General features: G+C 51.4%; 21 protein-coding genes. 10 read left to right on the forward strand and 11 right to left on the reverse strand.

Translation table 11 applies throughout. From position 1 onward, the window contains the following. Positions 1 to 2: 2 nt before the first annotated feature. A complete protein-coding gene (ygiD, locus tag AC04MQ_RS06060; protein ID WP_475392013.1) occupies positions 3 to 779 on the reverse strand; it encodes a 4,5-DOPA-extradiol-dioxygenase in 777 nt (258 codons plus the stop codon). A gap of 280 nt (positions 780 to 1,059) precedes the next feature. On the opposite strand from ygiD, the gene AC04MQ_RS06065 reads away from it, so the two are divergent. After that, complete coding sequence (locus AC04MQ_RS06065; protein WP_475391518.1) at positions 1,060 to 1,854, forward strand: hypothetical protein; 795 nt, start codon at positions 1,060 to 1,062, stop codon at positions 1,852 to 1,854. 7 nt (positions 1,855 to 1,861) lie between these two features. Here the strand turns inward: AC04MQ_RS06065 and AC04MQ_RS06070 are convergent, their stop codons facing one another. Continuing rightward, positions 1,862 to 3,151 (reverse strand): Hsp70 family protein, encoded by a 1,290-nt coding sequence (locus AC04MQ_RS06070; protein ID WP_015092296.1) that lies wholly within the window; start codon positions 3,149 to 3,151, stop codon positions 1,862 to 1,864. A 143-nt stretch (positions 3,152 to 3,294) separates the two neighbouring features. On the opposite strand from AC04MQ_RS06070, the gene AC04MQ_RS06075 reads away from it, so the two are divergent. Continuing rightward, complete coding sequence (locus tag AC04MQ_RS06075; RefSeq protein ID WP_235046162.1) at positions 3,295 to 4,419, forward strand: 3D domain-containing protein; 1,125 nt, start codon at positions 3,295 to 3,297, stop codon at positions 4,417 to 4,419. A gap of 52 nt (positions 4,420 to 4,471) precedes the next feature. On the opposite strand, the gene AC04MQ_RS06080 is transcribed toward AC04MQ_RS06075, so the two are convergent. Next, a complete protein-coding gene (locus AC04MQ_RS06080) occupies positions 4,472 to 5,470 on the reverse strand; it encodes a hypothetical protein (protein ID WP_475391521.1) in 999 nt (332 codons plus the stop codon). A 114-nt stretch (positions 5,471 to 5,584) separates the two neighbouring features. Between AC04MQ_RS06080 and AC04MQ_RS06085 the strand changes: the two genes are divergently transcribed. The 8 genes from AC04MQ_RS06085 to AC04MQ_RS06120 all read left to right on the forward strand — a co-directional run bounded on the left by AC04MQ_RS06085 (position 5,585) and on the right by AC04MQ_RS06120 (position 13,743). Continuing rightward, a complete protein-coding gene (locus AC04MQ_RS06085; RefSeq protein ID WP_015092293.1) occupies positions 5,585 to 6,139 on the forward strand; it encodes an SLBB domain-containing protein in 555 nt (184 codons plus the stop codon). Further along, the gene (locus AC04MQ_RS06090) at positions 6,139 to 7,419 is read left to right on the forward strand and encodes an O-antigen ligase family protein (RefSeq protein ID WP_015092292.1); all 1,281 of its coding nucleotides are present in this window, start codon (positions 6,139 to 6,141) and stop codon (positions 7,417 to 7,419) included. Before AC04MQ_RS06085 ends, AC04MQ_RS06090 begins: the two co-directional genes overlap by 1 nt. Further along, positions 7,419 to 8,687: an MFS transporter gene (locus tag AC04MQ_RS06095; protein WP_015092291.1), complete on the forward strand. Its 1,269-nt coding sequence runs from the start codon at positions 7,419 to 7,421 to the stop codon at positions 8,685 to 8,687. The genes AC04MQ_RS06090 and AC04MQ_RS06095 overlap by 1 nt, the downstream gene beginning before the upstream one ends. A 103-nt stretch (positions 8,688 to 8,790) precedes the next feature. Then, positions 8,791 to 10,212: a GumC domain-containing protein gene (locus tag AC04MQ_RS06100; protein ID WP_041577970.1), complete on the forward strand. Its 1,422-nt coding sequence runs from the start codon at positions 8,791 to 8,793 to the stop codon at positions 10,210 to 10,212. A 6-nt stretch (positions 10,213 to 10,218) separates the two neighbouring features. After that, complete coding sequence (locus tag AC04MQ_RS06105; protein ID WP_015092289.1) at positions 10,219 to 11,364, forward strand: polysaccharide deacetylase family protein; 1,146 nt, start codon at positions 10,219 to 10,221, stop codon at positions 11,362 to 11,364. A 9-nt stretch (positions 11,365 to 11,373) separates the two neighbouring features. After that, positions 11,374 to 11,754: a YkgJ family cysteine cluster protein gene (locus AC04MQ_RS06110; protein ID WP_011165627.1), complete on the forward strand. Its 381-nt coding sequence runs from the start codon at positions 11,374 to 11,376 to the stop codon at positions 11,752 to 11,754. Between the two features lie 153 nt (positions 11,755 to 11,907). After that, the gene (locus AC04MQ_RS06115; protein WP_015092288.1) at positions 11,908 to 12,954 is read left to right on the forward strand and encodes a hypothetical protein; all 1,047 of its coding nucleotides are present in this window, start codon (positions 11,908 to 11,910) and stop codon (positions 12,952 to 12,954) included. 45 nt (positions 12,955 to 12,999) lie between these two features. Beyond that, the gene (locus tag AC04MQ_RS06120; protein ID WP_015092287.1) at positions 13,000 to 13,743 is read left to right on the forward strand and encodes a hypothetical protein; all 744 of its coding nucleotides are present in this window, start codon (positions 13,000 to 13,002) and stop codon (positions 13,741 to 13,743) included. 16 nt (positions 13,744 to 13,759) lie between these two features. On the opposite strand, the gene rfaE2 is transcribed toward AC04MQ_RS06120, so the two are convergent. The 8 genes from rfaE2 to AC04MQ_RS06160 all read right to left on the reverse strand — a co-directional run bounded on the left by rfaE2 (position 13,760) and on the right by AC04MQ_RS06160 (position 26,456). Continuing rightward, positions 13,760 to 14,227, reverse strand: coding sequence for a D-glycero-beta-D-manno-heptose 1-phosphate adenylyltransferase (gene rfaE2, locus AC04MQ_RS06125; protein ID WP_015092286.1), 468 nt, complete (start codon positions 14,225 to 14,227; stop codon positions 13,760 to 13,762). Positions 14,228 to 14,232: 5 nt separating this feature from the next. After that, the gene (locus tag AC04MQ_RS06130; protein ID WP_015092285.1) at positions 14,233 to 15,018 is read right to left on the reverse strand and encodes an RDD family protein; all 786 of its coding nucleotides are present in this window, start codon (positions 15,016 to 15,018) and stop codon (positions 14,233 to 14,235) included. A 14-nt stretch (positions 15,019 to 15,032) separates the two neighbouring features. Next, positions 15,033 to 15,794, reverse strand: a complete 762-nt coding sequence (locus tag AC04MQ_RS06135; protein ID WP_041577969.1) for an RsmE family RNA methyltransferase — start codon at positions 15,792 to 15,794, stop codon at positions 15,033 to 15,035. Next, the gene (locus AC04MQ_RS06140) at positions 15,791 to 16,690 is read right to left on the reverse strand and encodes a 50S ribosomal protein L11 methyltransferase (RefSeq protein WP_015092283.1); all 900 of its coding nucleotides are present in this window, start codon (positions 16,688 to 16,690) and stop codon (positions 15,791 to 15,793) included. Before AC04MQ_RS06140 ends, AC04MQ_RS06135 begins: the two co-directional genes overlap by 4 nt. Continuing rightward, complete coding sequence (locus tag AC04MQ_RS06145; protein ID WP_015092282.1) at positions 16,683 to 17,321, reverse strand: hypothetical protein; 639 nt, start codon at positions 17,319 to 17,321, stop codon at positions 16,683 to 16,685. Before AC04MQ_RS06145 ends, AC04MQ_RS06140 begins: the two co-directional genes overlap by 8 nt. 86 nt (positions 17,322 to 17,407) lie before the next feature. Then, positions 17,408 to 17,647 (reverse strand): hypothetical protein, encoded by a 240-nt coding sequence (locus tag AC04MQ_RS06150; protein WP_015092281.1) that lies wholly within the window; start codon positions 17,645 to 17,647, stop codon positions 17,408 to 17,410. 73 nt (positions 17,648 to 17,720) lie between these two features. Next, on the reverse strand, positions 17,721 to 21,776 hold the full coding sequence (locus tag AC04MQ_RS06155; protein WP_475391527.1) for a tail fiber domain-containing protein: 4,056 nt from the start codon (positions 21,774 to 21,776) through the stop codon (positions 17,721 to 17,723). A gap of 72 nt (positions 21,777 to 21,848) precedes the next feature. Further along, complete coding sequence (locus tag AC04MQ_RS06160) at positions 21,849 to 26,456, reverse strand: tail fiber domain-containing protein (protein ID WP_475391529.1); 4,608 nt, start codon at positions 26,454 to 26,456, stop codon at positions 21,849 to 21,851. Positions 26,457 to 26,522: the final 66 nt, after the last annotated feature.

Genomic DNA, 26,522 nt, shown 5'->3' on the forward strand with positions numbered 1-26,522 from the left:
ACTTAGACCTTTCTGCCAAAGCTGAGGGCTCGCATGGAAAGACTTCCCATATCCATGCCTTCCAGTTCCCATTTTACCTCTTCTTTGTCGCCAGCAGCGCCCAGTACATACATCAGCGGCAGATAGTGATCCGGAGTTGGCACACTCAGTTGTCCAGCCAGGGTTTTGCCAAAGTCCTCGGTGACGGATTTAAAATCACGTGCTTCCAGACGGGCCTTTACCCATTCGTCAAATTCCACAGCCCAGTCCGAACCCTTGTTTGGAGAGTTCCAGTCGATGCGTCGCAGGTTGTGAACGATGTTACCGCTTCCCAGAATCAGAACGCCTTGTTTGCGCAAATGATGCAGGGTTTGACCCAGTTCAAAATGGAAAGATGCAGGTTCCGACATGTCGATGGAAAGCTGAATCACCGGAATGTTGGCTTCCGGATACATTTTTGCCAGCACCGACCACGTGCCGTGATCCAAGCCCCAGGACTTTTCATCGGCCTGGATTTTTGGATTCTTGGAAAGACGGCGAAGCTCTGCCGCCAGTTCCGGATTTCCCGGAGCCGGATACTGCATATCGTGCAGTGCTTGGGGAAAGCCGCGGAAATCATGAATGGTGCGAGGCTGTTCCATTTGTGTGACCCAAGTCCCGGCGCTCAGCCAGTGAGCCGACACACACAGAATCGCTTTGGGTCTGCCGATTTCTTTTCCAAGCTCAAACCAGCGCTGACCGTATTGATTGTCTTCGATGGCGTTCATGGGACTGCCGTGCCCGATGAACAGGGCTGGCATTTCTGCTGAATCGCTTTTACGGGAGGGATCGAAGATCATAAGAAGCTCCTTGGCCGAAGTCAGTTGACTGATCCCGGCGACGGCAGCAAGGCTGCCAGCTCCCAATAGCAATGATCTGCGACTGATGTTCCGGGATGGTTTCTTCATGATCTAATTATCGGATGGTTTTGACTGTTTCGCCAGACCACAGAAATGCAAAGAACTGTTGCGCAGATGAAACAATGGGCCTGTATCACATTGCATTGTGACAGCCTAAGGAAGCGAAGCTAGGCTTCTTTCTATGAGAAGCTTTTTTGCCGCATTACTATTGTGTCTGGTGTTTTGTATCAATGGGGGACGTGCTCAGGCCCAAACCATCGATGGCGCCTGGTTGGCGGAAAATTATATTTCTGGCGGCCAGGGATATCCCGATCTTTTTCGCTCTTGGTATGTCTTCGCCGCGGACCATGTGGATCGTGTGATCTCGCTGGGTGGGCACTACTATAAAGTTAAATATCAAATCCAAAACAGCGATGGCCGTCAGTGGCAACTGGTGAATCTTGAAACCGGCCTTGCCGAAACTCTTACCATCACTGAGCAAAATCCGGATTTGCATATCTGTCTGGGGAATGGGGACTGCGCTCTGCACACCCGTGTCGCAGCGTTGCCGGATTTCTATTTCCCACAAACGCGGTTGCCGACAGTGAGTCTGTCGGCAGAATGGTGTGTGAATGGCGATTGTGCGATGATTGAATACAGCGACTATCAGGCCGAGCAGTTGTTCAATCGCAGATCTGATTTTTATGGAATTTCTTACCGCTACGATGCTCCTGACGAATTGGAAGAACGTCACGGAATTCGCATGTTCGTGGGTTCCACCTCTTACCGCCTTGAAAACCGTCCTGATCGCCTGGATTCTTTTTCGACCATGCTAAACTTTACCGCAAACCCTGTGGGAAGCGGTCAGGTCGCCGAAGGTCAAACACCTGTGCTGCGCCTGCAAGAGGGGTCTTTCGCCAGCCTGAAGGTGTCTGGTTTTGCCAAGGATATGTCGGTCCGTTTTATTCTTAAACAAAAGAAGCAAGGGCAGGATTAGCTTCTGCCTAAAGAATCTGCGTCCCTTGTGCCACAAAGCCCGCGGCCTCTGTCAGGCCCGAAAGCACCGAGTGGAAGTGGGACTGCGTTTGCAGACGCTGCAAACCGAAACGCTTTTCAAATTCCTTCTGAATGAAGGGCACTTTCGCAGTTCCGCCGGTCAGGCACACCAGATCGACTTGGTCAGCCGTGACGTTTCCGTCCTTCAGGCATTGATCCAGCGATGCAAAGATGTTTTCGCGGGTGTCTTTGGCCCATTCGACAAATTGCGGGCTGGTGAAGTGCTCGCTGATTTCCAGCCCCGGATAATCAAAGTCGAAATCCGTTTCATTGCTGTTGGAAAGGGCGCGTTTGGTTTTTTCAATGTTTTCAAAGAACGGGAAGATCTGCTGGTCTTCAATCAACACGAACAATCTTTCCACGGCTTCGGCATCCTTGGCAGTCAAAGAGCACTTCTTCACTTCACGAATAAATTCGTAAGTGTCTTTTTCTTTCAAGTGCACGATGTGTGCGGGATGATTCAGGCGCAGGGTCACACCTTTGGGCATGGTCATCACGTTGCTTCCCATCGGCAGGCGATAGCGGGACTTGGCGCCAAAGTATTCGTTCAGCTTGTGACTCATGAACACGCTATCCAGGGCATCGCCTGCCAGCGGGCAGCCATCAATGGCCAGCACGTCGTCTTTCGAAAACCCGGAAGGGCGCAGTTTGATCAGCGTGAAATCCGAGGTCCCTCCGCCGAAGTCACCGATCAGAACGATCTTTTCAGAAGTCAGCTGGCGGCGATAGTCAAAGGCGGCTGCCAAAGGTTCCGGAACAAACTGCACTTCTTTAAAGCCGGCGAAGGCCGCGGCTTTTTGCATTCGGTGCAGGGCAAAGCCGTCCGCCACCGAGTCCATGGAATATCTGGCCGGTCTTCCGATCACGGCCTTGGTGACCTCAGTGTCTAAAGTTTTTTCAGCTCGTTTTTTCAACTCCAGCAGAAAGACCCCGATCAGGGTTTCCAAAGTCAGGATGCGGTTGTCGAGAACCGTTCCCAGATAGTTCTGATTGGGCAGGTGAGACTTGAAAGAACGGAATAAGCGACCTTCCATATCCTGCTGAATATACTGCTCAATCGCTTCAGAACCGTAATAACAAAGATCCGGGTTGGGGAAATAGAGCAGGGTCCGCATCATGGTCGGATCCGAGGCTTTTTCATCCAAAGGCAGGGCCTCATAACGCTTGCCTTGATGGTAAGCTCCTACCAGAGAATTACTTGTGCCGAAGTCGATGGATAGAAAAGTGTCTGTGCTCATTACAGCAGGATAACATGGCACCAGTTTTTATCGGTACCTATTTTCGTCACCTCGATTTTCATCTTTTCAAGGGGAACACAAAAATCCCGGGTTTATTGGGGACCTTGGTATTCTGCGCCAGTCTCAAGGTCAGGAGTTTGAATATGAGTAAGAAACATATTGCAATACCTAGTCTATTAGCTGCTTTGCTGGCGTTGTCGGCCTGTGGGCAGATGAAGGCTGGCGTTCATACATTCCACGCCAATCAAGGTACCAATCAGTTGCCGTCCGAAGTGAATAAGGACAGCTACGGCTATTATGGCTATGAAGAAGCCATGGGCACTGATGAAGAGGAAGTGATCGAAGTGATCGCTCCGAAGAAATCTCAAGCGCAAAAAAATGCGAATACCACCAAGACTGAAACGGTAAAGGAAGAAGCGACGCCTGCGGAAACGCCGAAGACGCCAGCTCCAAAACCGCAGCAACCAAAAGAGGAAACTCCAAAGGTTGTAACTCCGAAGCCGGAGACCAAACCCGAAACCAAGCCGGAACCAAAACCAGTAGCCAAGCCTGTGGTGCCGGAAAAAATTGCTGAAGAAGCACCAGATAACAGTGAAGAAGAACCCGAAGTTCCGTCCATTCCAAAAAGTGAAATGGTAGGCCCTGGTGTTTTGAAGCCGACTGTTTACTACTTTGTGATTATTGATGAAGACAAAAAGACTCTGTGCCCGGCCAACACCAAAAGACCGCTTTATGGTGAAGGCGGCAAAACATTGTTGAAGGTCTGCCCAAAAACTGCGGAAGCCTGCTCACTGCAGGGCACTTGCGGTGTTGTGCAAAAGGGTGTGACTCACACGTTTAATATTATCGGTAACTTCCAGGGTCAGGATCGTTTCTTTGAAATTCCTCATGACGGCTGCCGATTCGGTTACGGTGTGCGCAGTTCATGCCTTGATCCGTTCTATACATTGGCAGCGGATCTGACGATCTATAAGCCGGGTGAGGTTATTTACATTCCTGCGGTGGTGGGTTTGGAACTGCCTGATGGATCCAAGCACAGTGGTTACTTTGTGATCCGTGACCGTGGTCATGGCATCAAGGGTCTGGGCCGCTTTGACTTCTTCACGGGACACTACAGCTGGAACAACTCCAAAAACCCGTTCAAGAAACTGGGTCTGGGAGATGTTAAAACCAATATTCCTTATTTCCGAATTAAAGGTGAGGCTGCGAAGCAGGTTCAGGAATACAGATCGTATCCGGATCTTCCTCGCCATGCGGTCACTAAATAGTCACGCGGTGACTATTTAGTGTCCCGCGTGATCGAGGTCTGAAAAGAAAGAACTAAGTTGATACCTGTTGTTGCTGCTGTTGAGGAACCGGAGCTCCCTGAACCTGAGCGGCGGCAACCTGAGCCATCTGCGCGTGTTGCGCCTGCTGATGGTAGTAGTTCAGCTTCTGGACGTACTCTTTAAGCGCGCCGTTTTCCTGTTTCAGCACACCCAGTTGAGTCAATGCCTGCTGCAGGTGACTGTAGTAGTCCTGAGCTTCCAGGGACTTTTTGTCCAAAGCCAGCTTCATTTCCACAATCTTGGTTTCAGCCACGGACATCAGGTTTTTCAGAACGTCATTTTGCTGAGCCGCTGAAGACTCGACTTCGCTGAAGGAAGCAGAGATCTTTTCGATCTCTTCATTCAGGGAAGTGATTGTTTCATCACGCTGGGTGATGGTGTTTTGCAGCTCTTCCACGTTGTTCTGAAGGTTTTGGCGTTCGCCTTTCAGAGTGTGGATTTCATTTTCAAAGTGTTCACGCTGTTCTTCCCACAAGGATTCTTCTTTGGCGAAAGCACTTTTGGCTTTCATCAGCTCCATGGAGGTTTCGTCTTTCAGCGCCTGATTCAGATCCAGGTCTCTTTGCAGTTGTTTGTTCTTTTCAAACAGTGCCTGGCTGTATTTCTTTTCTTCGCTTTGCATTTGCAAGGCGCGCGCTTTCAGACCTTGGATCTCAAGCTGCAGTTGCAGGCTGAGCTCCAAAGACTTCGCCAGATCGCCACTCAACTTGGTGTTGTTCGAGCGCTCAGCAATCAGTTGATTGGCAAGGCCCTGCAGTTGTGCGTCCAACGTTTCAGCACCGTAAGACACGTTCTCCAGGGACTTGATCTTCTCGCGAAGTTCTTCCTGGCTGCCTACCAGCTCTGAGTGGAATTTTTTCATCTGAACTTGCATCTGCTCATACTTTGGTGGGGCTGGCACTGGACCGTCTTCCGGTTGGGTGCTTAGCTCATTGAGTTTGCCGCAGATCTCATCAAAAAGTTTTTCGTGATCAGGAACAGAGTTCGTCATAGACTTCATTGTGAAGCACAGACGGAAGTCAAGTCATCGAAATTTATTGACAAGAGTCGAGGCTCTCGATTTAGGTCCAGTGTTGAATATGCATGAGTGTAGAAGGAGAGAGTAATGAATATCCAAAAGTCCCTGCGCCTGTTTGTGGCTTTCATCTTTGGGTTGGCTTGCACCCCGGCTGTTCATGCCCAAGAGTTGGGTTTGTTAAGCGACATCAAGCCGCCGGCACAAGCCTCTGAATACATCTTCCGTTCTTCCCCTAAAGAATCCCTGATCAGTGTTCAATTGCTGGGGGCGGTTTATAAACCGGGCATCTATTACGTTCCTGCAAATACCGAACTTTTGAAGCTTCTGACTTTGGCGGGTGGAACCACGAATGGTGGGGACCTGTCTGAGGTTCTGGTTCGTAAAACGGAACCGAAATCATGGTCCGATCTGAATATGAAAGCGCTGAGTGAATATCAAGGCGCCTATGAAGTGGATGCCGAAAAGATCATCAAATACGGCGGCGGCAAGAACCTGAAGCTGGGCCAGGATGACTTTGTCTATGTTCCACCGCGCACTCCTTGGATCAGCAGTGAAGCTTCCCGCGGCATCACGATTGTGTCCATCGTTTTGGGGATCGTGCTGACGGCAGTTCTGATCGATAAAAATACTGGGGATAAATAATGATCCGGGCCCGCGATGGTCGAATTCTATTTCTGATCAAAGCCCTGGTGGCCCTGTTGTTCCTTTCCAAGATCTCTTTGGGAAGCTTTTTGCTTCCCGTACCTTACAGTTTTTCATTTTTGATTTTTCAGCAGGGCATGCATCCCTTCGTGAATGTGTTCCTGTGCTTCCTGTTGGGCCTGCCACTGGGCCTGATGTGGTTGAAGGTGCGCGATCGGCATCATTTAAGTGGTTTCTATAAGCTCTTTGTCTTTGCCCTGATCCTGACCATGACGGTGCAGACCCTTTTACAAATCAGCTTTGTGAACACCGAGGAATCTCCGGTCATGCAAGTCGGAGCTTTGGCCGTGTCGCTGTTTATGGTGGTGATATACGGCATGATCATTCCCAGTCTGTGGGACGTAAAAGATTTCATGTACTTTGTGCAGCGCTGGTCGGGCGTGCTGGTGCTGATTTCACTGGTGCTGTGGTTAGTTGCCGGTGGAGCCGTCTTTAAGGGCGGTCGCTTTGTCGGCGTCTTTAAACACATTCCGCATATGGTGACCTGTGCGACTGTGGCCTTTGTGTTTTCATTGGGAACTTTGCTTGAAGACCGGAAAATGAAACATAAGGTTTTCAGCGCGCTGGTGTTGGCGGGAAGCTTCTTTGCCATCATTTTAACGGGAACCCGTTCGTCCGCCGGGGCGGCCGTGCTGGCTTTCATTGTCACGATGGTTTTGCATAAAACTGAAACCAATGAAGGGCGTATTTTCAAGTTCGCATCTTTGTCGATTCTGCTGACATTTGCGCTGTTCTTCGGAACCCAGGTGTATGATTTCGCCCGCGGGGTCGCCACGGGGCAAAGCTCTTTGGGCACGCGCGAGGCGCAGGACGGGATCGCGTCTCGCTGGGAAGAGGTCGAACGGGGCAGTCAGATCTTCCTGCAACAGCCTTGGTTGGGGCACGGACTTCTTTCGAAGTTTGCTTCCGGAAATGAAGTCGATGTTTCCAACTACAACGCCATGAAAGACCCGCACAATATCTTTGTCTCGGCCGGGGTGATCGGTGGCTGGCCGCTGATTGTGCTTGCTGGCATCTCGCTAATCCTGATGCTTGTCGGGTCTTTTAAAGCCCTTGTGAGCTTTGACATTTCCAAACGACAGGTCGCGATCTATTTACTGTCCCATATTCCTATTCTGGTTATTTATCACATACACTTGTCTCTAGGAGGCATGGCAGATCGTCTTTACTGGATGGTCTTTGGCTTTATTGCTGCGTCGGTCTCTCGAACAGGAAAATAATGAAAGGCTTCGGCTACGGCTTTGCAGAGTTGGGAATCAACTGTGTTGAGATTTTCCTGCGTCTGCATTTGCTCGTCTTTTATACTCAGGAAGTGGGTTTAAATTCATCCTTGGCCGGGTTGGCGCTGGGACTGGCCATCTTTTGGGATGCGCTGATTGATCCGATGATCGGTTACTATTCTGATCGTGTGCGCTTCAAGCGGGGCGAGCGCTATTCTTTCCTGCCCTGGGGGCTGGTATTTTTGTGTGTGAGCATCATGGGATTGTTGAATCCTCCGCCCATGGAATCCATGACGACAAAATTTTTGTATCTGCTGGGGTTCTCACTGCTGGTGAATACGGCCTACACCTGCTTGAGTGTGCCGTATTCGGCGCTGGTGGGGGATCTGGCTGAAGATTCCCGTGAGCGTTCCAAGTTGATTGGCTGGCGGCTGGCTTTCGGCAATCTGGGTGCGATCTTTGGAATTGCGGTACCGGGATATTTTCTGATCGCGCGTGAATCAAAGCCCTATGCGCAGACGGCGTGGATGATTGTGTTGCTATTGTGTGTGGGCACGCTGGTGTCGTGGTACACGGCTCTTCGCTATAACCGTCCGGCTAGGCAGGGACAAGGGCAGGCCAAGTTTTCGATGTTTCAGCCGCTGAAGAACCGCAACTTCATGCCGCTGCTGTCGGCATATTTTGTGGCAAATATCGGTCTGACTTTCAACTCGTCGGTGGCTTTGTATTTTTATCGCGAGGCCCTGGAATTTTCCGAAAAAGAAATCACCGCCGTTTTGCTGCTGTTTCTGCTGTCGTTCACCATTGCCATCCCGGGCTGGTTGCTGTTGGTCAAGTACGTGCCCAAGCGCCGGGCCCTGATGTGGGGGGTGTTTGTTTTAGGCATGGTGAGCTCCTTCATCTATCCCATGCTGCCTCCAGAGCAAGTGGGCTGGGCTCTGTTGTGGGCCTCTGGCGTCGGGGGAATGCTGGTAGGCTCTGCCGTGCTTTTGGAGTCGCTCTTGACCGATATAGTGAAGGCCGAAGAAGATCGCACGGGACGTGACGAATTAGGGCTCTATTTTGGGGTGTGGAAAATGATCGGGAAGATCTCTCGGGGGGTGGCTTTGGCTGTTACCGGACAGATCCTGACCTGGGCCCTGACTGAGCAGTCCGAAGTAACCCATTTCCGACTGGGACTTGCCTTCGGTCCGCTGGTTGGGAGCCTATTCATTCTGGCGGTCCTTCTGCTGTGGAAGTTGTCAAATGGGCGCTCTGCCGTGAAGTAATTTCAAACTCTTAATCCTCATTGCTTATATAACACAGGCCAAAGCCATTTTTCGGTGGCACAACCAATGCTTACAGGTTCGTGACACTAGAAGGTGGGGAAATATGAGTGATCAACATATTGAACCGGAATTAACAGTAGGCGAAATTATCAAACTGTATCTGTCGCACTGGCGGATGTTTGCCCTGTTTACCGCAGTTCTTTTTGCAATCAGCGCTTTAGTTTATGCCGTTAAGGTTCCATTTGTGGCCAACTCCACGATCGTGATCCACGATTCCCAGAACTCCTCCTTGCAGGCGTTCTCGAACCAGTTCTTTGGCATGTCCAAGTCGGTTCAGGAATCCAAAAAGGGCAGCAGCGTTCTTTCCAAGCACATTGAATATCTTAAAACCCGTGAATTCTATGAGGATCTGCTGAACCGCGTGCAAGCCCGTGGCAACAGCAAGGAAATCACTCTGGAAGAGCGCAAAGGTTTTGAGATCTTCAAAGAAAAGTACCTGAACGGTCTGGCTGCAAATCCAGAAAGCAAAGTTCAGTTGCTGCAGATTTTGAATGCCTGGACAAAAATCAATCTGGATTCTGATTTCGAGATCCGCGTTTCTGCGGTGACTCCAATTAAGTCCATGTCGTTGTTCCTGTCCAACACGGTTTCTGAACTGGCAGCGGAAAAGCTGAAGACCCGCGAGCTGAGTGAAATCAACCGTGTGGAAGACTTCATGACAAAACAAAAAGCCGATGCTGATGAAAAGCTTGTTTCCCTGGGCAAGCAGCTGGCTGAAATGCAGAACAAAGATGAAAATCTGCTGCCTTTGGCTTCCAAAGACAAGATGGGTGATTACGTTTCTGACCTTTTGGTTCGTTCCAACGAGATCAAACTGAAAATGGCGGAAAACAGAAAGATGATCGATTATCTGCAGGCCGGCCGTGGCAAGCAGAAAGAATCTGCACTGTACGGTGTGGGTGGTCGTATTGAGGCTTTGAAAATCGAAAACAACATCCTGGCTGGCAAGCTGGGTCAGGTGCAGGCTTCCATCGCTCAACTGAAAAAGGAAGTGAAAGACCTTCCGTTCGCAGCCCAAATGGTCGAAGACCTGAAAAAGAAATCCGAGCTTGAGTTCAACCGTTATAAGGAACTAAGCACAGCGTTGACCAAATTGGATGCGATGAAGATTTCCATCGACACGCGTTTTGAGGTTCTGGAAAGAGCCCGTTGGGAAACAACCCTGCCGCAGATCGGCCTGTTGAGCCTGGGTCTTTTGTCTTTGTTGTTCAGTCAGTTTATCGGTTCTTTGGTGATCTATTTCAGATACCTGTGGAACCCGCATGTGGTGACGGCGCAGGCCTCCCGCAACTTGGTTATCTTCGACAATCACTCCGTGGATCCACGTGTGATTATTGAAAATTCCAAGATCAAATTCAGTTTAAAGAAACCGGAAGCCAAGAAGGACGACGAAACCCAGGACGAACAGCAGAAGATTGCTTGGAACGTTCTTAATGTAGGTCAGGGTACTGACGTTTCTCAGTAGGTGAATATGAAGAATCTTGTTTTCGGGGGAATGTTAATCATGTCTGCGGCTTCCTTGGTGGGATGTGGAAGCCAGATCGGTAGCAGTGTTCGTCAGGCGGTGTCTGACAACCAATCAGCGCAAACGCTGGTTGAGTGGGAGAACTCTGAAGCCAACCCGGAAGCATTGTTTGCTAACTGGCGCCATGAATTCATGGTTGATTCCAGCAAGCGTGAATCCATGAAGACCGAACTGTGCAAGGAGCTTCAAACGCTTCCGGCCCAGGATCTGACTTTGTTTGAAAATGAAATCCGCGATGAAAACAACCGCGCTTTGGTGAGTGGTTGTAAAGAAGAGCTTCTGGCTCAGGTGGATGCGCACTTTGATGAACAGCGCGAAACCATGGCCGTTCAGGGGCATGCTCTGAAAGCTGTGCAGTCACAGAATTCTTTCCGTTTCCCTGACAACACCCAAAAGCGTGATATGTCCAATGGATATATGGCGGTAAGAGGTGACGTGGCTCGCAAGGAAATCGTTCTGACCTTTGACGATGGTCCTCACGGCCTTTACACTGACGCGATCTTGCGTGCTTTGAAGGAAGTGAATGCGAAAGCAATGTTCTTCGCCACCGGTAAATCTGTACGAACCAATCCGGATGCTTTGAAACGTGTTGCCGCTGATGGACATGTTATCGGCAGTCACTCGATCACGCACGCGTGCTTGGGAACCAGCATTGCCTGCTACAAACAAATGGGCAATCGCAACCTGACTTTCGATGAAGCCGCAGCGGAAATCCGCGGTGGTCACCAGGCGGTCTTTGATGTTCTTGGTTGGGTGGACCCCGTGTTCCGCTTCCCTTATGGTGAGACTTCCAAGGATTTGAAAGCTTTCCTGAAAACCAAGTCCACCGGTGAGTTTGCTTGGAATATTGAAAGTGACGACTGGAGAACTCAAAGCAATGAACAGTTGTTGGCCCGCGTTCTGGCGAACGTAGAAAGTCAGGGGCGTGGCATCGTCCTTTTCCATGACATCCAAAGAAGAACTGCTGAAATCATGCCTCAGTTTTTGCGCGAGCTTTACAACCGTGGCTACAGTGTTGTATTGCTGACTGCCGCAGATCCGTCTGCGAAGTACAACAGCAAACTGGTAAAAAGAAAGCAGCAGCTTCCATAGTTATAGTTCATGAAAAAGCCTGATATCGACCGTCCTTCGACGTGGAAACCCTATAAATCTGGAATGTGCAATGGCTGCCATGGCGGCTGTTGCACGATGCCGGTCGAGATCAAAATCTCGGATCTGATCCGCTTGGGTGTCGCCACCGAAGACGAGGCCCAGGGCTCCATCAAGAAATTAGCCAAGCGTCTGATGAAAGAGGGCATTATCGTGTCCTACCGCTCAGGCACCGAGTTCTTCATGCTGTCTCAAAAAGCGAACCGGGACTGTCTGTTCCTGGATACCAAAACCCGCCTGTGCACGGTCTATGAAAAGCGCCCGGACACCTGCCGCGAGTTCCCCTCTATCGGCCCGCGCCCTGGCTTCTGCCCCGGCTCCAGCCACGTCTGATTCCATTGTCCCATTCTGAGAAATGATCAAAAACCTGACAGGGGGTTGCGCAAGTACGGCTCTGTCTCAGAGTGGATTGCGCTAAATGCTCTATATTGGCCAATAGGTGGCACAGGCACTGCTCTTACATACAGATAGGAACAGGAGGCCCCAATGAGCTTCACAGATAAAAAACTCGAAATCGCAATCGTCGGCTTTGCCATCGTGATGGTGGGCGGGATGAGCTATCTGTTGAAATCCCCTGTTCAAAACGTGATGAAGGAGCTTGAGGTCGTTTACGAAATGCCTCGCCCGAAATCCATTCTGGCGGCTTTGTTTGACCTGGGTGACCGTGAAATCTCCCGTGATTACAAGAACCCGTTTGAAAAGAAAAAAGCTGATACGAAGAAAGCAGAAGCTCAAGCGGCAGGTCAAAAGCCAGCGGCTGCAAAAACTGCGGCTAAAAAGAAAGAAAACTCCAAAGCTCCAACTGAAATCAAGAAACCATCCGTTGATATCAACGTGGTGGGTGCTGATGAAAACCGCGCCAATCTGGGTGAAGATATCACGGTGGGCGATGGCAACGGCAACAATCAGATCGCGGAAGACACTTCTGGTAACAACAAACAGGCAGAACCGAACAAATCCGCTTTGTCCGGTGATCAGTGGCGCGCTCTTTTGCAGGCTCAGCCTACAAAAGAAAACGTGGCTAAGCTGATTGCGGCTTATGAATCCAAAGAAGTGGACGATCAGACATTCTATACAATCGTGACGGATCTTCTTCGTGGCAATAAAACTGAAACTCAGCTTCTGGGTCTGATGGCCTTGAAGGGTGCTTACAGCGCGAAAAGCTTCGCGGTGGCAGCTCAGTATCATGATTCCCTGGCTCCGGAAGTTCAGACTCAGGTACAAAGCTATATGATAACTTACGCGGCTTCCGGTCGCTTGCCTTACCTGATGTCTGCTTTGCAAACCAACAACGCTGAGGTGGTGAGTGCAGCGACACAAGTTGTGATGCAGGGTTATGCTGCGGCAAAAACAGGTACGAACCTGTCTGACCCACGCGGCTCCCGCGGTGACGTGGTTGCAAACTCTGTTGAAAGCTACAGCAAATTTGTTCCCATCTTCCAGCAACTGGCACAGAGCCAGGACAGCGAAATCGCAGGAATGGCTTCTGCAGCTTTGAGTCAAATTCAAACTGCGGCGGTTGCGTCTCTTTAAAACTGGACAGCTCCCGTCTTTTTCGATGAGAATAAGCCCATATTTATGGGCTTTTCTAATTTCTGGCGCAGCTTCATTTTGATGATCGCATTGGTGGGAACTTCTTATTCCCATGCCGCCACTGATTTGCCCCGCAACCTGACTGTTGGTGATCAGATCCGCACTTTGCAGATTCTGGGATTTGGATCGGCCTCCAAAATTCTTGATAATCCGTATCCACTGGGTGGTTACACGGGGATTGAGGTTGGCCTTTCCACGGAATTCATTCCCGCCGAAGACCTTTCCACTTTGGGCAGCAAGACCGCCGACAAAGGCGAGTTCAATTACTACACCCTGACTATCGGTAAAGGCCTTTACTACAACATCGACGCACACGTGTATTTCACACCGACCGTGCAGGATGAAAAGATGCAGAACTTCGGTGCGCAACTGCGCTGGGGTTTTTATGAAGCCAGCTTCTTCCCGCTGACGTTGACGGCGATGGTTTATGGCGGGGGCGCGAACTTTTCAAATCTGATCAATGTGTCCAGCATGGGTTATGATCTGATTGCGACGGTCACCATGGATCGTCTGGCGATCTATGTGGGGGGCGGACGTTTGCGCGCGACAGGCACCTTTATCGGTGGTCCCGACGGGATCACTGCTGATCAAAACACCGTGACCCAGGATATCGTTGAAGACCACGCGGTTTTCGGTATCAACGTGGATATCGCTAAAATGTTCATCGCCATGCAAATCGACCGCTACGCCGATTCAGTGTATAGCGGAAAAATTGGTTTCCGCTTCTAAATTTAAAATTTGAAAATTACTGCTGGGCTTTTTCGATCAGTTTGGTCGTGGATTTGCCATCGACAAACTGCAAGGACATGACCTGACCGCCGTAAGACATCACAAACGGAGCGCCGACGATGGAATCAATCTTCCAGTCGCCGCCTTTGACCAGAATGTCAGGACGTACCTTGTGAATCAGATTTTCCGGAGTGTCTTCAGTGAAGATGACGGTGAAGTCCACAGCACCCAGCGCTGCCAGAATCTCGGCGCGGTCGGCTTCGATCTGCACGGGGCGGGTAGGGCCTTTCAGGCGCTTCACGCTGGCGTCCGAGTTCACGCCCACCACCAGCAGATCACCCAGCTTCTGAGCTTCTTGCAGATAGCGCACGTGACCCACATGAAGAAGGTCAAAGCAGCCATTGGTGAACACGATTTTTTTGCCGGCAGCGCGAAGAGGGGCCAGAGTCGTTTCAATGTTATCGAGATTACGGACCTGACCCATAGAACTTATGCCTTTTTGAACAGTTGAGCGCCAGTGATGGAGCCCGTGATATCTTGATTGAACAGAACGGACAGAACCGGAAGGATCGCAAAACCAGTTGCGATCACCACCAAAGAACGTGCAACCACTTTCAAAGAGTAAGCGGCTTTGTTCAGCTCTTCAGGTTTTCCGATACGTTGATCAAACGCCCATTCACCCGGAGTGCAACCGACAAAGATGCGGTTCACAGTCAGATAGATGAAGGATACGCCAGCGAACAGACTGAAGGTCGCCAGATAGATCATGCCCTGAGAATCCGGATTGGTCAGATTGCCAATCAGGTCCACTTTCGTCACAACCAGCAGGATGATCATGCAAAGAAGACTTGCCGCAACCACCAGCATTCCGTCCAACAAAGCGGCCGAGAAGCTGAATGTGGTTTTTTTGAATTCTTCTTTGGTAGCAGTGCCCGTGATCTTTTGTTTCGTCGTGGACTTGTCGAAGTCCAGACGACGGTTTTTCTGCAGAGTCTTAAGGATCTCATCCACCGCCGCAGAAGACGTGCCGTCGCCGCCAACTTCAGTCAAACCACCTGGAGTCGGTGGCAGGGAAGCTGTTGTCGCTTTTTTGCGTGGCAATGGTGGACGAAGAGGATCGGTGGAAGCTTCTTCAATCAGCTCCAGACCTTGGTCCTTCTTGATGCGTGGGGTGGCTACGAAGTTTTCTTCCGGAGCTGGATTTGCCTGTTTTTTCTTGTGAAAACCCAAACCATCCGTGAGGGGCTTAAACTCAAATTCCTCAAAAGGATCCATGCCTTCTCCTTAAATCAACACATCAGATCAAAGTCATACTTTAGGACGGAGACCAAGGTCATGCAAGCCGTTTCAACTCGCAGAACTTGGGGCCCCAGAGTGACTGGATGAAGGCCTAGTTTTTGGAATTCTTCGACCTCACGGTGAGAGAACCCACCTTCGCTGCCTACGATAATCCAGACATCTTTGATCCCAGCGGGGTGGTCGGCTTTAGCCTTGGTGACGTATTCCTTGATGCTTAGAGTCGACGGACCCTCATAAGCAAATAGACCCACGCCAGACCCATTTCGGTTAATCAAATCCGAGATCTTTTCAAATGGGATGGCAGGGTGGACCTTCATTAGGTCGCCGCGGCCACTTTGCTGGGTGGCGGATTTAACGATCTTGTCCCAGCGGTCGGTTTTGTTGTCAGAAAGCTTTTCGCCTTTTCTTAAGAAGCTGAACTCAGAAAAGAACGGATGAATGCTGGTCACGCCCATTTCCACAGCTTTTTCCATGATGGCGTCCATCACCGGAAAGCGCGATAGCGACAGCACCAGGTGCAGGTGCGGTTCTTTCAAAGCGGGTATGATTCGCTCTTCCAGAACGCGGGCCGTGGCGTTCTTTTTGGTCACGTGAGTGACTTCAACAAAGTACGCCTTGCTGTCTTCAGTCAGCACTTCGAATTTGGAACCAATATCCTGGCGGCAGACATCGAAGATGTGATGAAAGACGTCGCCGGTGAAGTTCACCTGATCCTGGAACAGGTCCTTTTTTTCGATCCAGTAGCGTCTCATGACTGAACCCAGTATCCAACCCATTCGTCTTTTTCAATTCGACGAACCACGGTCAGGCCGGAGTTTTCCATGAACTTTTCAAAGAAGTGATTGTCACGCTCTTCCAGAATCCCGGTCAGCAGCATGTGGCCGCCTGGTTTCAGTACACGCAGCAGATCTTTTTTGATGTTGATCAGAACGCCATCGATGATGTTGGCAACAACCACGTCATATTGATCACGGATGTCTTCGATTTGCGTTTCTGGAATATCAATTTGCGGAAGCTTGTTCAGCTTCACGTTTTCACGCGCCACACGGCGGGCTTCCGGATCAATCTCGATACCCGCAACCAAGCCCATGCCGGACATCTGTGCCAGCATCGCAAGGATCGCCGTACCCGTGCCCACATCGAGCATCGCCCAGTTCGCAAGATCGCCTTTATATTTTTCAGAAAGCTTGTGGATGAAGAACGCCATCATCTGAGTGGTGGCGTGAGTGCCGGTGCCGAAGGCCATGCCCGGATCAATGTAAATCGGGTGCTTGCATTCTTCAGGAGGCGTCAGCCAGGATGGAACAACCCAGAAGTCGCCCACCAGTTTGAAAGGCTTGAAGCCTTTTTTCCATTCTTCCAGCCAGTCTTTGGTTTCTTCTTCAAAGATATTCCAGCGGATGCCGTCGTTGATTTCGGACAGTCCATCAAAGAATGTGTTGTCCGGTTTTTCAGTGAAGAACACGTCCATTTCGTGGGCGCGCACATGAAGAATTTTGGGATCGTAAGTCAGATCAGGCTGCGAAAACGACAAAGCCTCGGTGACGCCGGAAGCGCCACATTCAAAGCAGTGGGTGGTGATGATATCTTCAAGTTCAGCAGGAACCTGGCTTAGGCGGATTCGGAAGTAGGAATTTGTGTCACTCATTCCGAGTGGTGTTATCAGAAACCACCGAATTATCAAGTCTTTCCGCTGTTTGGGGAGGGGTCAAAGCCAGGGCCGCCGGAGCTGTATTTACCGCAGGAACCACCTGGGTGGGGTTTGCAGAAACTACAGGGTTTTGGGCGGTCAAAGCGGGGGTGGTGACCGTGGTCACGGCCGTTACCACAACCTCGGTGGCAGGGGGCATTTCGGCCTCTGCGACCTTCTTTTTGGCTTTGGGTTTGGAGTTGTCAATAAAGGACCCGCCCAGGTCGATGCGGTCACCGGTCATGATGCCGATTTGTTCCAGCATTGGCAGTTCATCGCGGGAAAGCAGGGTGAATTCGCGGGCCACGGCCACGCGGTCATAAATGGCGATAATTTTCAGCTGGCCCACGGGAACCAGGATTTCCCCAACAGCGTTGGCGCCACTGGCATCGCGGATGTTGATCTTGCGAACGGCGGTGACCACCAGATTCTTTTTTAACCCGGAACCGGGTCCGGCATTGATGTAGAAGTCTTTATAGATGGTGTCGGTTTCAGACAGCGTGATATTGCGGCGGACATCCACCACGGACATATCAGCCGCGTGGGATGGAGTCGTGAATCCGAAAAGTATCGCCAATAAGAACATCATAAGAAAACCCTTCCATGGTTTGTCTGATTCCTTTATCGGCTGTCTTATTTTGAAACTTAAATCCACTGGACCAAAGAAGTGCCTGGTTAGTTGGAAACGATGGCGCCCTGAACCGAACTGTACACCTTGTAGGTGTCATCCGCGGTCTTCTGTTCGATACCGGACATGTAGTTACCCACAGTGCTTTGCACGTGATAAGTCACACCGCCACCAGTGGCCGTGCCTGTTTGCGTGGAGCCGGACACCAAACCTGTGGTCTTTGCCGGATCCTGGAATTTGATTGGTGGAGGAGCAACTTCAGCAAGCTGCTCCAGAGATGCTTCCATAGAACATCCCGTGGCGAGTATTAGTAGTGAAGCTATAACGATCCTTTTCACGCAATACCTCAGTGTTACTGTCTTATCGGCTTGAAGCCGGCAGACGTTGAGTGTTCTCATTCTGAGACTTGATATATTTCATTAGATCTTCATTCTGCTTGAGCAGAAGCTCATTTTGCTTTTGTAAGGCGGTCATCTGCGTTTCCAGATTGGAAATCCGCTCGTCATGATTCGTGAGGACCGCTTTGAACTTGTGGTAAAGCTCCTGCACCGCACTTGTGATCGGTGCGATCATGTTGATGTAAGAAACGGCTTTGATGCCTTTTTTGTTTTCGTCCACCACGTGTGGGTAAACTTTTTCAAGCTCTTGTGCGATGAAGCCCATCTGCAGGCGAGGGTCCGCATTCGGGTCTTTCCAGTGATAGGACGACGGTTTCAGCTGCAGGATTTTATCCAGACTGCCATCCAGAACGTGGATGTCTTTTTTCAGACGAATATCAGAAGCGCCGTTCACAGTTCCTGCCGTGGTCAGGTTTCCTACCGCCGACAAAGTCATCTTGGCGCTGACGCTGCCACCATTTTTGGTGAGGAAATCAATCTGTCCACCTTCCATCTCATTGGCAACGTTCATGTTGGTGCTGCCAGCAGCGGGTGTACCGAAGTAACCCGTGCGAGTGGTAGGGGAAGCTGTGCGCGCATAGAACTGAATGTAAGTGTGATCGATTCCACCAGGCTTAAGCGATAGTACACCACCACCCGTGGAAGCCGTTTCACCGACAACAAAATATCCGGTGTCACTTAAGGACATCAAAAGGCCGCCGGAACCCAGGTTGCCTTTGTAGAAGTTCAGACGACGGTTGGTGGCGTACTCATTCACGATATGGAAGTTGTTGCTTGATGTCGCGTCGTTACCCATCTGGAAGGAAGAATAAGCCGCGTTGCCAGCGCCACTGCTTCCGATGTGTACGTTGGCCAGTGGCGTGGTGGCGGTGTTAAATCCAGTAGCGCCGGCGAAATAGTTTCTGGCTCCGGTATTCTGTTGATAGATGCCGTAGCGATTGGTGACAGTGCCACCGGTGCTTGGGTTTTGCAGAAAGAGGTCGTACATATTTGTGACCGTTCCGGACTGCAAGTGAGGAACGATGCGAATACCAAAGGCGTCCGTGGTCGCAGGGGCATTGCCCACGACATAATTTTCATGACCATAGACGAATTGCCCGGAAGTCAGGTTTGAAACTGTTCCCGCATCCACGTTCCCCGCATAGCGGTTGCGTGTGGCATTGGCGTGGAAGGCTTCATTCTGACTTGTTACAGTCACACCCGACGGCACGTTAGGAACAACGATACTGACCAGAGCATGTGTCGACATGGTTGAATTGGCAGCAGGACTGAAGCGCTGGTAAGCACCCGAAGCCACATAGTTGCCGGTTGTTTCAGTATGATTGCGCAAGGTAGCATTTAAAGCTTCGGTTGTGATAACGCTGAAGTTGGCCGGGAACGGAGTCAGATCACCGACCACCACGCCCCCTTTGACCTGGAAGTTCGTTGCCGGTGCATTGGTGTTAATACCCACTTTACCGTCGGCTTTGATGGTCATCCACTTGTTCACACCCATCATATCGGTGAAGTGCAAGTCAGCGGATGTCGTATTTGTAAAGTCAGTACCTGATTCGATATAGTTGGCACCACTCTGGGAAAGAATGCGCAGTGTGGCCGGAGTTCCTGATTTATCCTGAATGCGCAGATCCACGGCACCGGTGTTGGACAGATGCAGATTCCCTGTCGGAGCGGTTTCATTCACGCCGACTTTGCCAGTGGCAAGAATAGTCATGCGGGGATTGGCATCTGTTTCAAATGTCAAAGACTGCGCATCGTTTGTGCCCAGAACCGCGGCGGCGCCGAAGCTGTTGCCGCCATTGGCAAAAATGCCTGAAGAAGAATAAGTCGTACAACCCATCACGCCAGACGCATTGAAGGTCAGCATCTGACCAGTGCCACAAGTAAACGGAATCACCGCAGAGCCTGTGCCATTGGAAACCAGCAGGCGGTCTCCAGTCAGGGACGTCGCGCCCGTACCACCACTCGCCACCGGGACGGTGCTAAGTGAAATCACCGGAGTTGTTGTTCCGGTGGCAACCTGGATCGGAGCCGTTCCGGAAACACTTGTGACGGTTCCGGCGTTTGGTGTGGCCCATTTTACACCTGCAGCAACAGCACTGTCGGCAGTCAGCACCTGACCGTTCGTACCCACTGGCAGACGGATGTTGTTCGAGCCATCACGAACCAGCACGTCACCTTTGGTTGTCAAAGGAGACAGTGCATTGAATGCACCTAAAGCTGTTGTTGCTCCGGTACCGCCATTTGCAATGGGCAAAGTGCCGGTGATATCTGAAGTCAGACTGATAGCCGCGCCACTGGAAGCCGCCGTCAGTCGGCCCTGAGCATCCACCGTGATCGATGCTCGAGTGTAAGAACCCGCTGCTACGGACGTATTGGCCAGAGCAATGGTGCCGGTCGCAGTGATCGGACCGCCGGTTAAACCCGTGCCGGTTGCAATGTTGGTGACAGTGCCGCCGGAAGAGGTATCAGTATCATTCGCACATTCCCAGCGGGAATTGGCATTGATCCATTTCAATACCTGGCCATCAGTACAAGCAGTGTTGTTCGGACGATAAACAAAGTACTTGCCCGCACCGTTACCCACGTCTCCCACATCCAAAGTCACAGCACCCGTGCGACCCGCGACGGTTGTAACTGGGAAGGCGATAGCAGCGTTGCTCGCTGCGGTTAAGCGACCTTGAGCATCGACCGTAAATGTAGCAACTTGTGTGGTTGAGCCATAGACAGCCGGAGTGACTGCTGTGTTGGCCAAAGAAATTGTACCGGTGGATGTGATCGGACCGCCCGAAAGGCCCGTGCCCGTTGCAATGTTTGTAACGGTACCGCCAGAGTTGGCGTCATTGTCAGCTGCAGGCGCGAATTTGGTGCCGTCATATTTCAGCACCTGGCCAGTAACCAGACCCGTGGTGTCCACCGCGATGCCTTTGATTTTATTCACGGCCACGGCGCCGATGGTGCCACTGACATCACCCGCAACAGAGACGTTGATGGATTGACAGTTAAAGCCCGACACCGCATTCCAGTACATGGTTTGGTGAGCCGCGCAGTTGGCGTTGGCGACAGCTGTATTGAAATCAGCTTGGGTCATATAGTTGTTCAAAGTGGCCGTCAGGCCATTCACATCTCCGGTGCCGATTTGTGCCGACAGCCATTGAGTGCCGTTGAATTTCAGAAAGTGACCGTTCGTCGGAGCAGTGGCAGAAATCGCCACGCCCTGAATTTTTGCAACTGATGGATTTGGATAAGTGCCACCCAGATCACCGGCAGCGGCGCCTGTTGGAACGCGGGCATCACTAAAGCGTGCATCATTCCCGGCAGCAACCTGATTGGCGTTTTGTCCGACATTCAAAGTCAGCTGCGGAGTGGTCGTGCCATTGGTGATAGTGATGTAGGAGTTGGCAGATGTGACATCAGAAACAGTTCCACCATTGGCGCCGGAAACACCAGCGCAGCTTAGTGTCGTGCCATTCCAGCTTAGGAAGGTGCCAGCCGCGCAAGTTGGCAAACCGGCTTTTTGAAGGAAGTCCTCTTCGGTTTTGGTGCCAAGTTTTTCTGACGACAAAGCATAAGCCGCGTAAGGAACCGTGCGGATTTCATTGGAAGGCGAGATGATCTTCCAGCCCGAACCATCGTGGAATTGCACTTTAAGCAGGCGTGTGTCGCCAGCTTGTGCGGGATAAGTAGAACCGCCAAAGCAGTTGTGAACTTTCGAGTTGTTGAAAGATTCAAGCAAAGTAAACAGGGGGTCGGCAGGGAAAAGTTTTGTGCCGGAGCCAATCGGCACATCAAACACACCGGCCGAGTTCACCATGTTCACGCCGTCTTTTTGTTCGCGATAGATCACGCAACTGCCGTTGGGATTGGTGATTTCAAAAAGGAAACTGACGTTGTTGTATTCCAAGGCATGGCCATCGGATTTCAGAATGCGACCCTGATAGGTCAAAGAGTTGGGCGAAGCCAACACAGAGATGCTCGTAAGCAATGAGAGAATTGCAATCAGATACGTTCCGTTTCTCATGCACTTCTTATCGGCTTTTTAACAGGAATACCTGAGGTAAATCCCTGAATCTCTTCAAGGATTTAATGAATATTACTTCTTTTTCTGACAGACCTTGGCTTTAGGATTGACCTCGCAAATCGCTTCACGAAGCTCCTGGTTCTCTTGTTTCAAAGAGGCGATTTCACGCTTCTGGGCCTGAACTTCGGCCTTAACGCCGGATACAGACTTATACAGCTCTTTAAAGGCTTCAATCATCGGACCGATCAGTTTAGTATAGGCGACTGCACGGAAGCCTTTCTCATCTTTGTCGACGGCTTCGGGGAATACACGTTCGACGTCCTGGGCGATCACACCCATGTCTTTTTTCTCAATAAGATCCAGATCCGGTCTGACATCGTGGCGCCAGTTGAAGGTCACACCACGCAAGGAAAGGATCTTCTGTAAAGAATCCGGCACAACCTGGATATCGGTCTTCAAACGCGCATCGGACAAGTTTTCCCAGGCCGCAGTACCGCCGGAAGTTCCGTTCACAAAGAATTTGCGCGAACCCGAGTTGCCGCCAATATAGACGTTGCCGGCAGCGGTGACCGTGATGGCGTCACTGGAGGAAGTGGTTGGTCCCGGACGAATCCAGAAGTTACCACCATCAAGTCCCATGAAGAACTTTCCAGAGCTGTCCACTTCGTCAAAGCCAATATAAGGAGCGGTGGCATTTTTCAGAAGAAGTGGAGCCCCGCCGGTCGAGCCGGAGCTGACACCCATCGTGATCCACCCATTGCTGTAAATACGCATGCGCTCGGTCGGAGTATTGATGTTGCCAGTACCCGTATGGGTCAGGAACGCCAAGTCGGCGGGAACTGCAGTGGATGTCCAAGTCGCTGAAGCGATACTTTGAATCTGCGAGCCAAGGCCAGTTGTTGTGGCATCGCCGTAACCGTTAAACAGAATGTTCCCTAAAGCATCGCCCGACTGAACAGCTGTTTTCGCTGAAGCCGTCCCACGGGATTTCATTAGTTGAACTCCGGGACCAGCTTGAACATCTTCATTGCGTTCGAATGCGCCCGAGGAATTGGTGTAGCTGTTACCTTGAACATGCAGTCTTACCGTCGGTGCCGTGGATCCGATACCCACAGAACCTGCGCTGGTGATGCGCATTCTTTCACCGGAAGATCCGTTGTTCAAAGTCGCAAATGACATGTAAGCGGATTTCGTTGTGGCAAAGTCAGCTTCAGCCACCCCGGCGATGGAAGCACCGCTTTGATAAGCAGCCCCATCATAACCACGCATGGACAGGAAGCCCAAAGAATCACCAGCCAGAACCGCAGCTTCGACGCCCGTGTTACTGCGCGCCTTGGTCAGAATGTAGGCGGGTTCGCCGGTGTTGCCGATGCTTTGTACATAAACGTCATCATTGCCGCCGCCCGTGCCTTTGACGTGAATGATTCTTTCCGGAGCCAAAGCATCACCCAGACCCAAGCCGCCCGGAACATAGAGCTTCAAATCCTGAGTCGAACGCCAGTCACCCTGAGCATTGGCATTTCCGATACCCACGGTGCTGTTTGCCGGATTGGCTACCGGCCCGATACCCCAGTAACCAGCGCTATTCCAGTTACCGACGAACTGCGCTTGTCCCAAAGTGTTGTGATAAGAACCCACGAACACGGCATTGTAGTTATTAGTGCCGTTCCATTCACCCACCTGGAAGCGGGCGCCTGGGCTTTCTGCGTCGATACCGACTTTGCCATCGTTGGTGATGCGCATGACTTCGGTGTTGTTGGTATCAAAGATAATGTGCGCGTTGGCGCCGTTAGTGACATATAAATCAGAAGTCGCCGTGTTGGCGTAGCCGAATGTGCCCAGCCAGGTTCCGTTGCGCAGGAAATCCAGCTCTACTTTACCCGCCGCCGGAGAATTCAGAATGAGCGCAGACTTGGTTGTCGCCGGAGCCATCACCGCCAGACCCGCATTTGTATCCGGGGATTGGCCAATACCGACATAACCCGCATTGGAAATTGTCATGCGTGTGACGTTGTTGGTTTCAAGCGCCAAAGAATAAGCGTCATTAGTGCCCAAGGTCGCATTCCCCGCCAAAGTGTTACCACCGTTGGCAAAGAAAGACGTCGAGGCAAAGTTCGTACAACCCATAACCCCGGAAGCATTAAAGGTCAGCATCTGCGCCGTGCCGCAAGTAAATGGAATCACCGCAGAGCCCGTGCCGTTGGAAACCAGCAGACGATCTGCCGTCAACGATGTTGCGCCCGTACCACCACTCGCGACCGGGACGGTGCTAAGTGAAATCACCGGAGTCGTTGTTCCCGTGGCAACCTGAATCGGAGCCGTGCCAGTCACATTGGTTACAGTACCCACAGTCGGGGTGGCCCATTTCAATCCGGAAGCTTGAGCCGAGTCCGCCGTCAGCACCTGACCGTTCGTGCCTGCGGGCAGGCGAACGTCGTTCGTGCCGTCGTTACCAAGAACATCCCCTTTGGTTGTCAGAGGGGAAAGACCATTGAAGGCCGCAATTGCTGTTGTTGCGCCCGTGCCGCCATTTGCAATCGGCAAGGTGCCCGTCACATCAGAAGTCAGGTTGATAGCCGCGCCACTGGAAGCAGCCGTCAATCGACCTTGAGCATCCACCGTGATCGAAGCGCGAGTGTAAGAACCGGCAGTCACGGCCGTGTTGGCCAATGCAATCGTGCCAGTGGAAGTGATCGGACCACCAGTCAGACCTGTGCCAGTTGCGATATTGGTCACGGTACCACCGGAAGAAGTGTCAGTATCAGTACCGCACTCCCAACGATTGTTCGCGGCAACCCATTTTAAAACCTGGCCATCAGTACAAGCTGTGTTGTTCGGACGATAGATAAAGTATTTGCCAGCCCCGTTTCCGACATCCCCAACATCGATAGTGACGGCGCCCGTTCTGCCCGCAACGGTCGTCACCGGGAAGGCGATCGCCGCATTCGATGCCGCTGTCAGGCGCCCTTGAGCATCGACAGTGAATGTGCCCACCTGAGTGGTGGAACCATACGAAGCCGCGGTGACCGCGGTATTAGCCAAAGAGATCGTGCCTGTCGAAGTGATGGGACCACCGGAAAGACCCGTGCCGGTAGCGATGTTGGTGATGGTACCGCCGGAAGATGTATCTGTATCGTTCGCACACTCCCAACGAGAATTCGCATTGATCCATTTCAAAACCTGGCCATCGGTACAAGCCGTGTTGTTCGGGCGATAGGTCAGATATTTTCCGGCACCGCTTGTAATATCAGCGGCATCTAAAACGACAGCCCCAGTTCTGCCCGCAACAGTCGTCACCGGGAAGGCAATCGCCGCATTCGAAGCCGCCGTCAGACGACCTTGAGCATCAACGGTGAAGGTGCCCACTTGAGTAGTGGAACCATATGAAGCCGCGGTGACCGCGGTATTAGCCAAAGAAATCGTACCCGTCGAAGTGATTGGACCGCCGGAAAGACCCGTGCCCGTTGCGATGTTTGTAACCGTACCGCCAGAGTTGGAATCATTATCCGCCGCCGGTGTCCATTTAGTTCCGTCATACTTCAAAACCTGACCTGTGGTCAGGCCGGTAGTATCAACAGTCACGCCTTTGATTTTATTGACGGAAGACGCGCCGATTGTGCCGCCGACGTCACCCGCCAAAGACACATTGATTGCCTGACAAGAAAAGCCCGCTACGGCATTCCAGTACATGGTTTCATAAGCCGCACAGCCCGCATTGGCGACGGCTGCGCTGAACTCGGCGTCGGTCATATAAGAACTTAAAGTCGCAGAAAGGCCTGTGACATCACTTTGCGCAATCGCTGAAGGTGTCCAGGCAGTGCCATTGTATTTAAGAAAGTTCCCGCTGCCCGGAGCTGCATTGGAAACGGCTGTGCCCTGAAGTTTTGCCACAGTTGGATTTGGATAAGTGCCATCCAGGTCTCCGGCAGCAGTTCCTGTCGGGGTGCGAGCATCAGAGAAGCGGGCATCATTACCAGCTGCCACCGTGCCCGCCGTTGTGCCCACATTCAGGGTCAGCGCCGGGGTGGAAGTGCCGTTGGCAATCGTAATATATGAATTGGAAGAAGTAACATCGGTAACCGTACCACCGTTGGCGCCACTGATCCCGGCACAGGTCATCGTTGTACCGTTCCAGGTCAGATAAGTTCCAGCCCCGCACGTCGGCAGACCGGCTTTAGCCAGGAAGTCAGTTTCAGTTTTGGTACCCAGGCGTTCTGCAGAATAAGAATAAGCAGAATAAGGCACCGAACGAATTTCATTGGCCGGAGAAATCACCTTCCATCCGGAACCGTCATGGAATTGCACTTTCAACAAACGCGCATCACCGGCCACCGCGCTGTAAGAGGCGCCGCCAGAACAGTCGTGCGAGCGAGCATTGTTAAAAGAATCAATCAAAGTGTAAAGAGGATCGGTCGGGAACATCTTCGTGCCAGAACCAATAGGCACGTCAAATACACCGCCGGAGTTCTGAAGATTCACACCGTTTTTTTGTTCGCGATAAAGCACGCAAGTGCCTGAAGGATTTGTGATTTCAAAAAGGAAGCTGACGTTGTTGTATTCCAAACCTTTGCCGTCAGAATTAACGATACGTCCTTGATATGTCAGAGAATTTGGAGCAGCCAAGGCCACTCCAGTCCAAAGGAATACGAGAATTAAGACAGTATACGTTCCGTTTCTCATGTATTTCTTATCGGCTTCTTAACAGTTTGCGAGAGTCCAAGTCCAGTTTGTTGCGGCCAACTAATG

The sequence above is a fragment of the Bdellovibrio sp. MYbb2 genome (assembly GCF_056175685.1).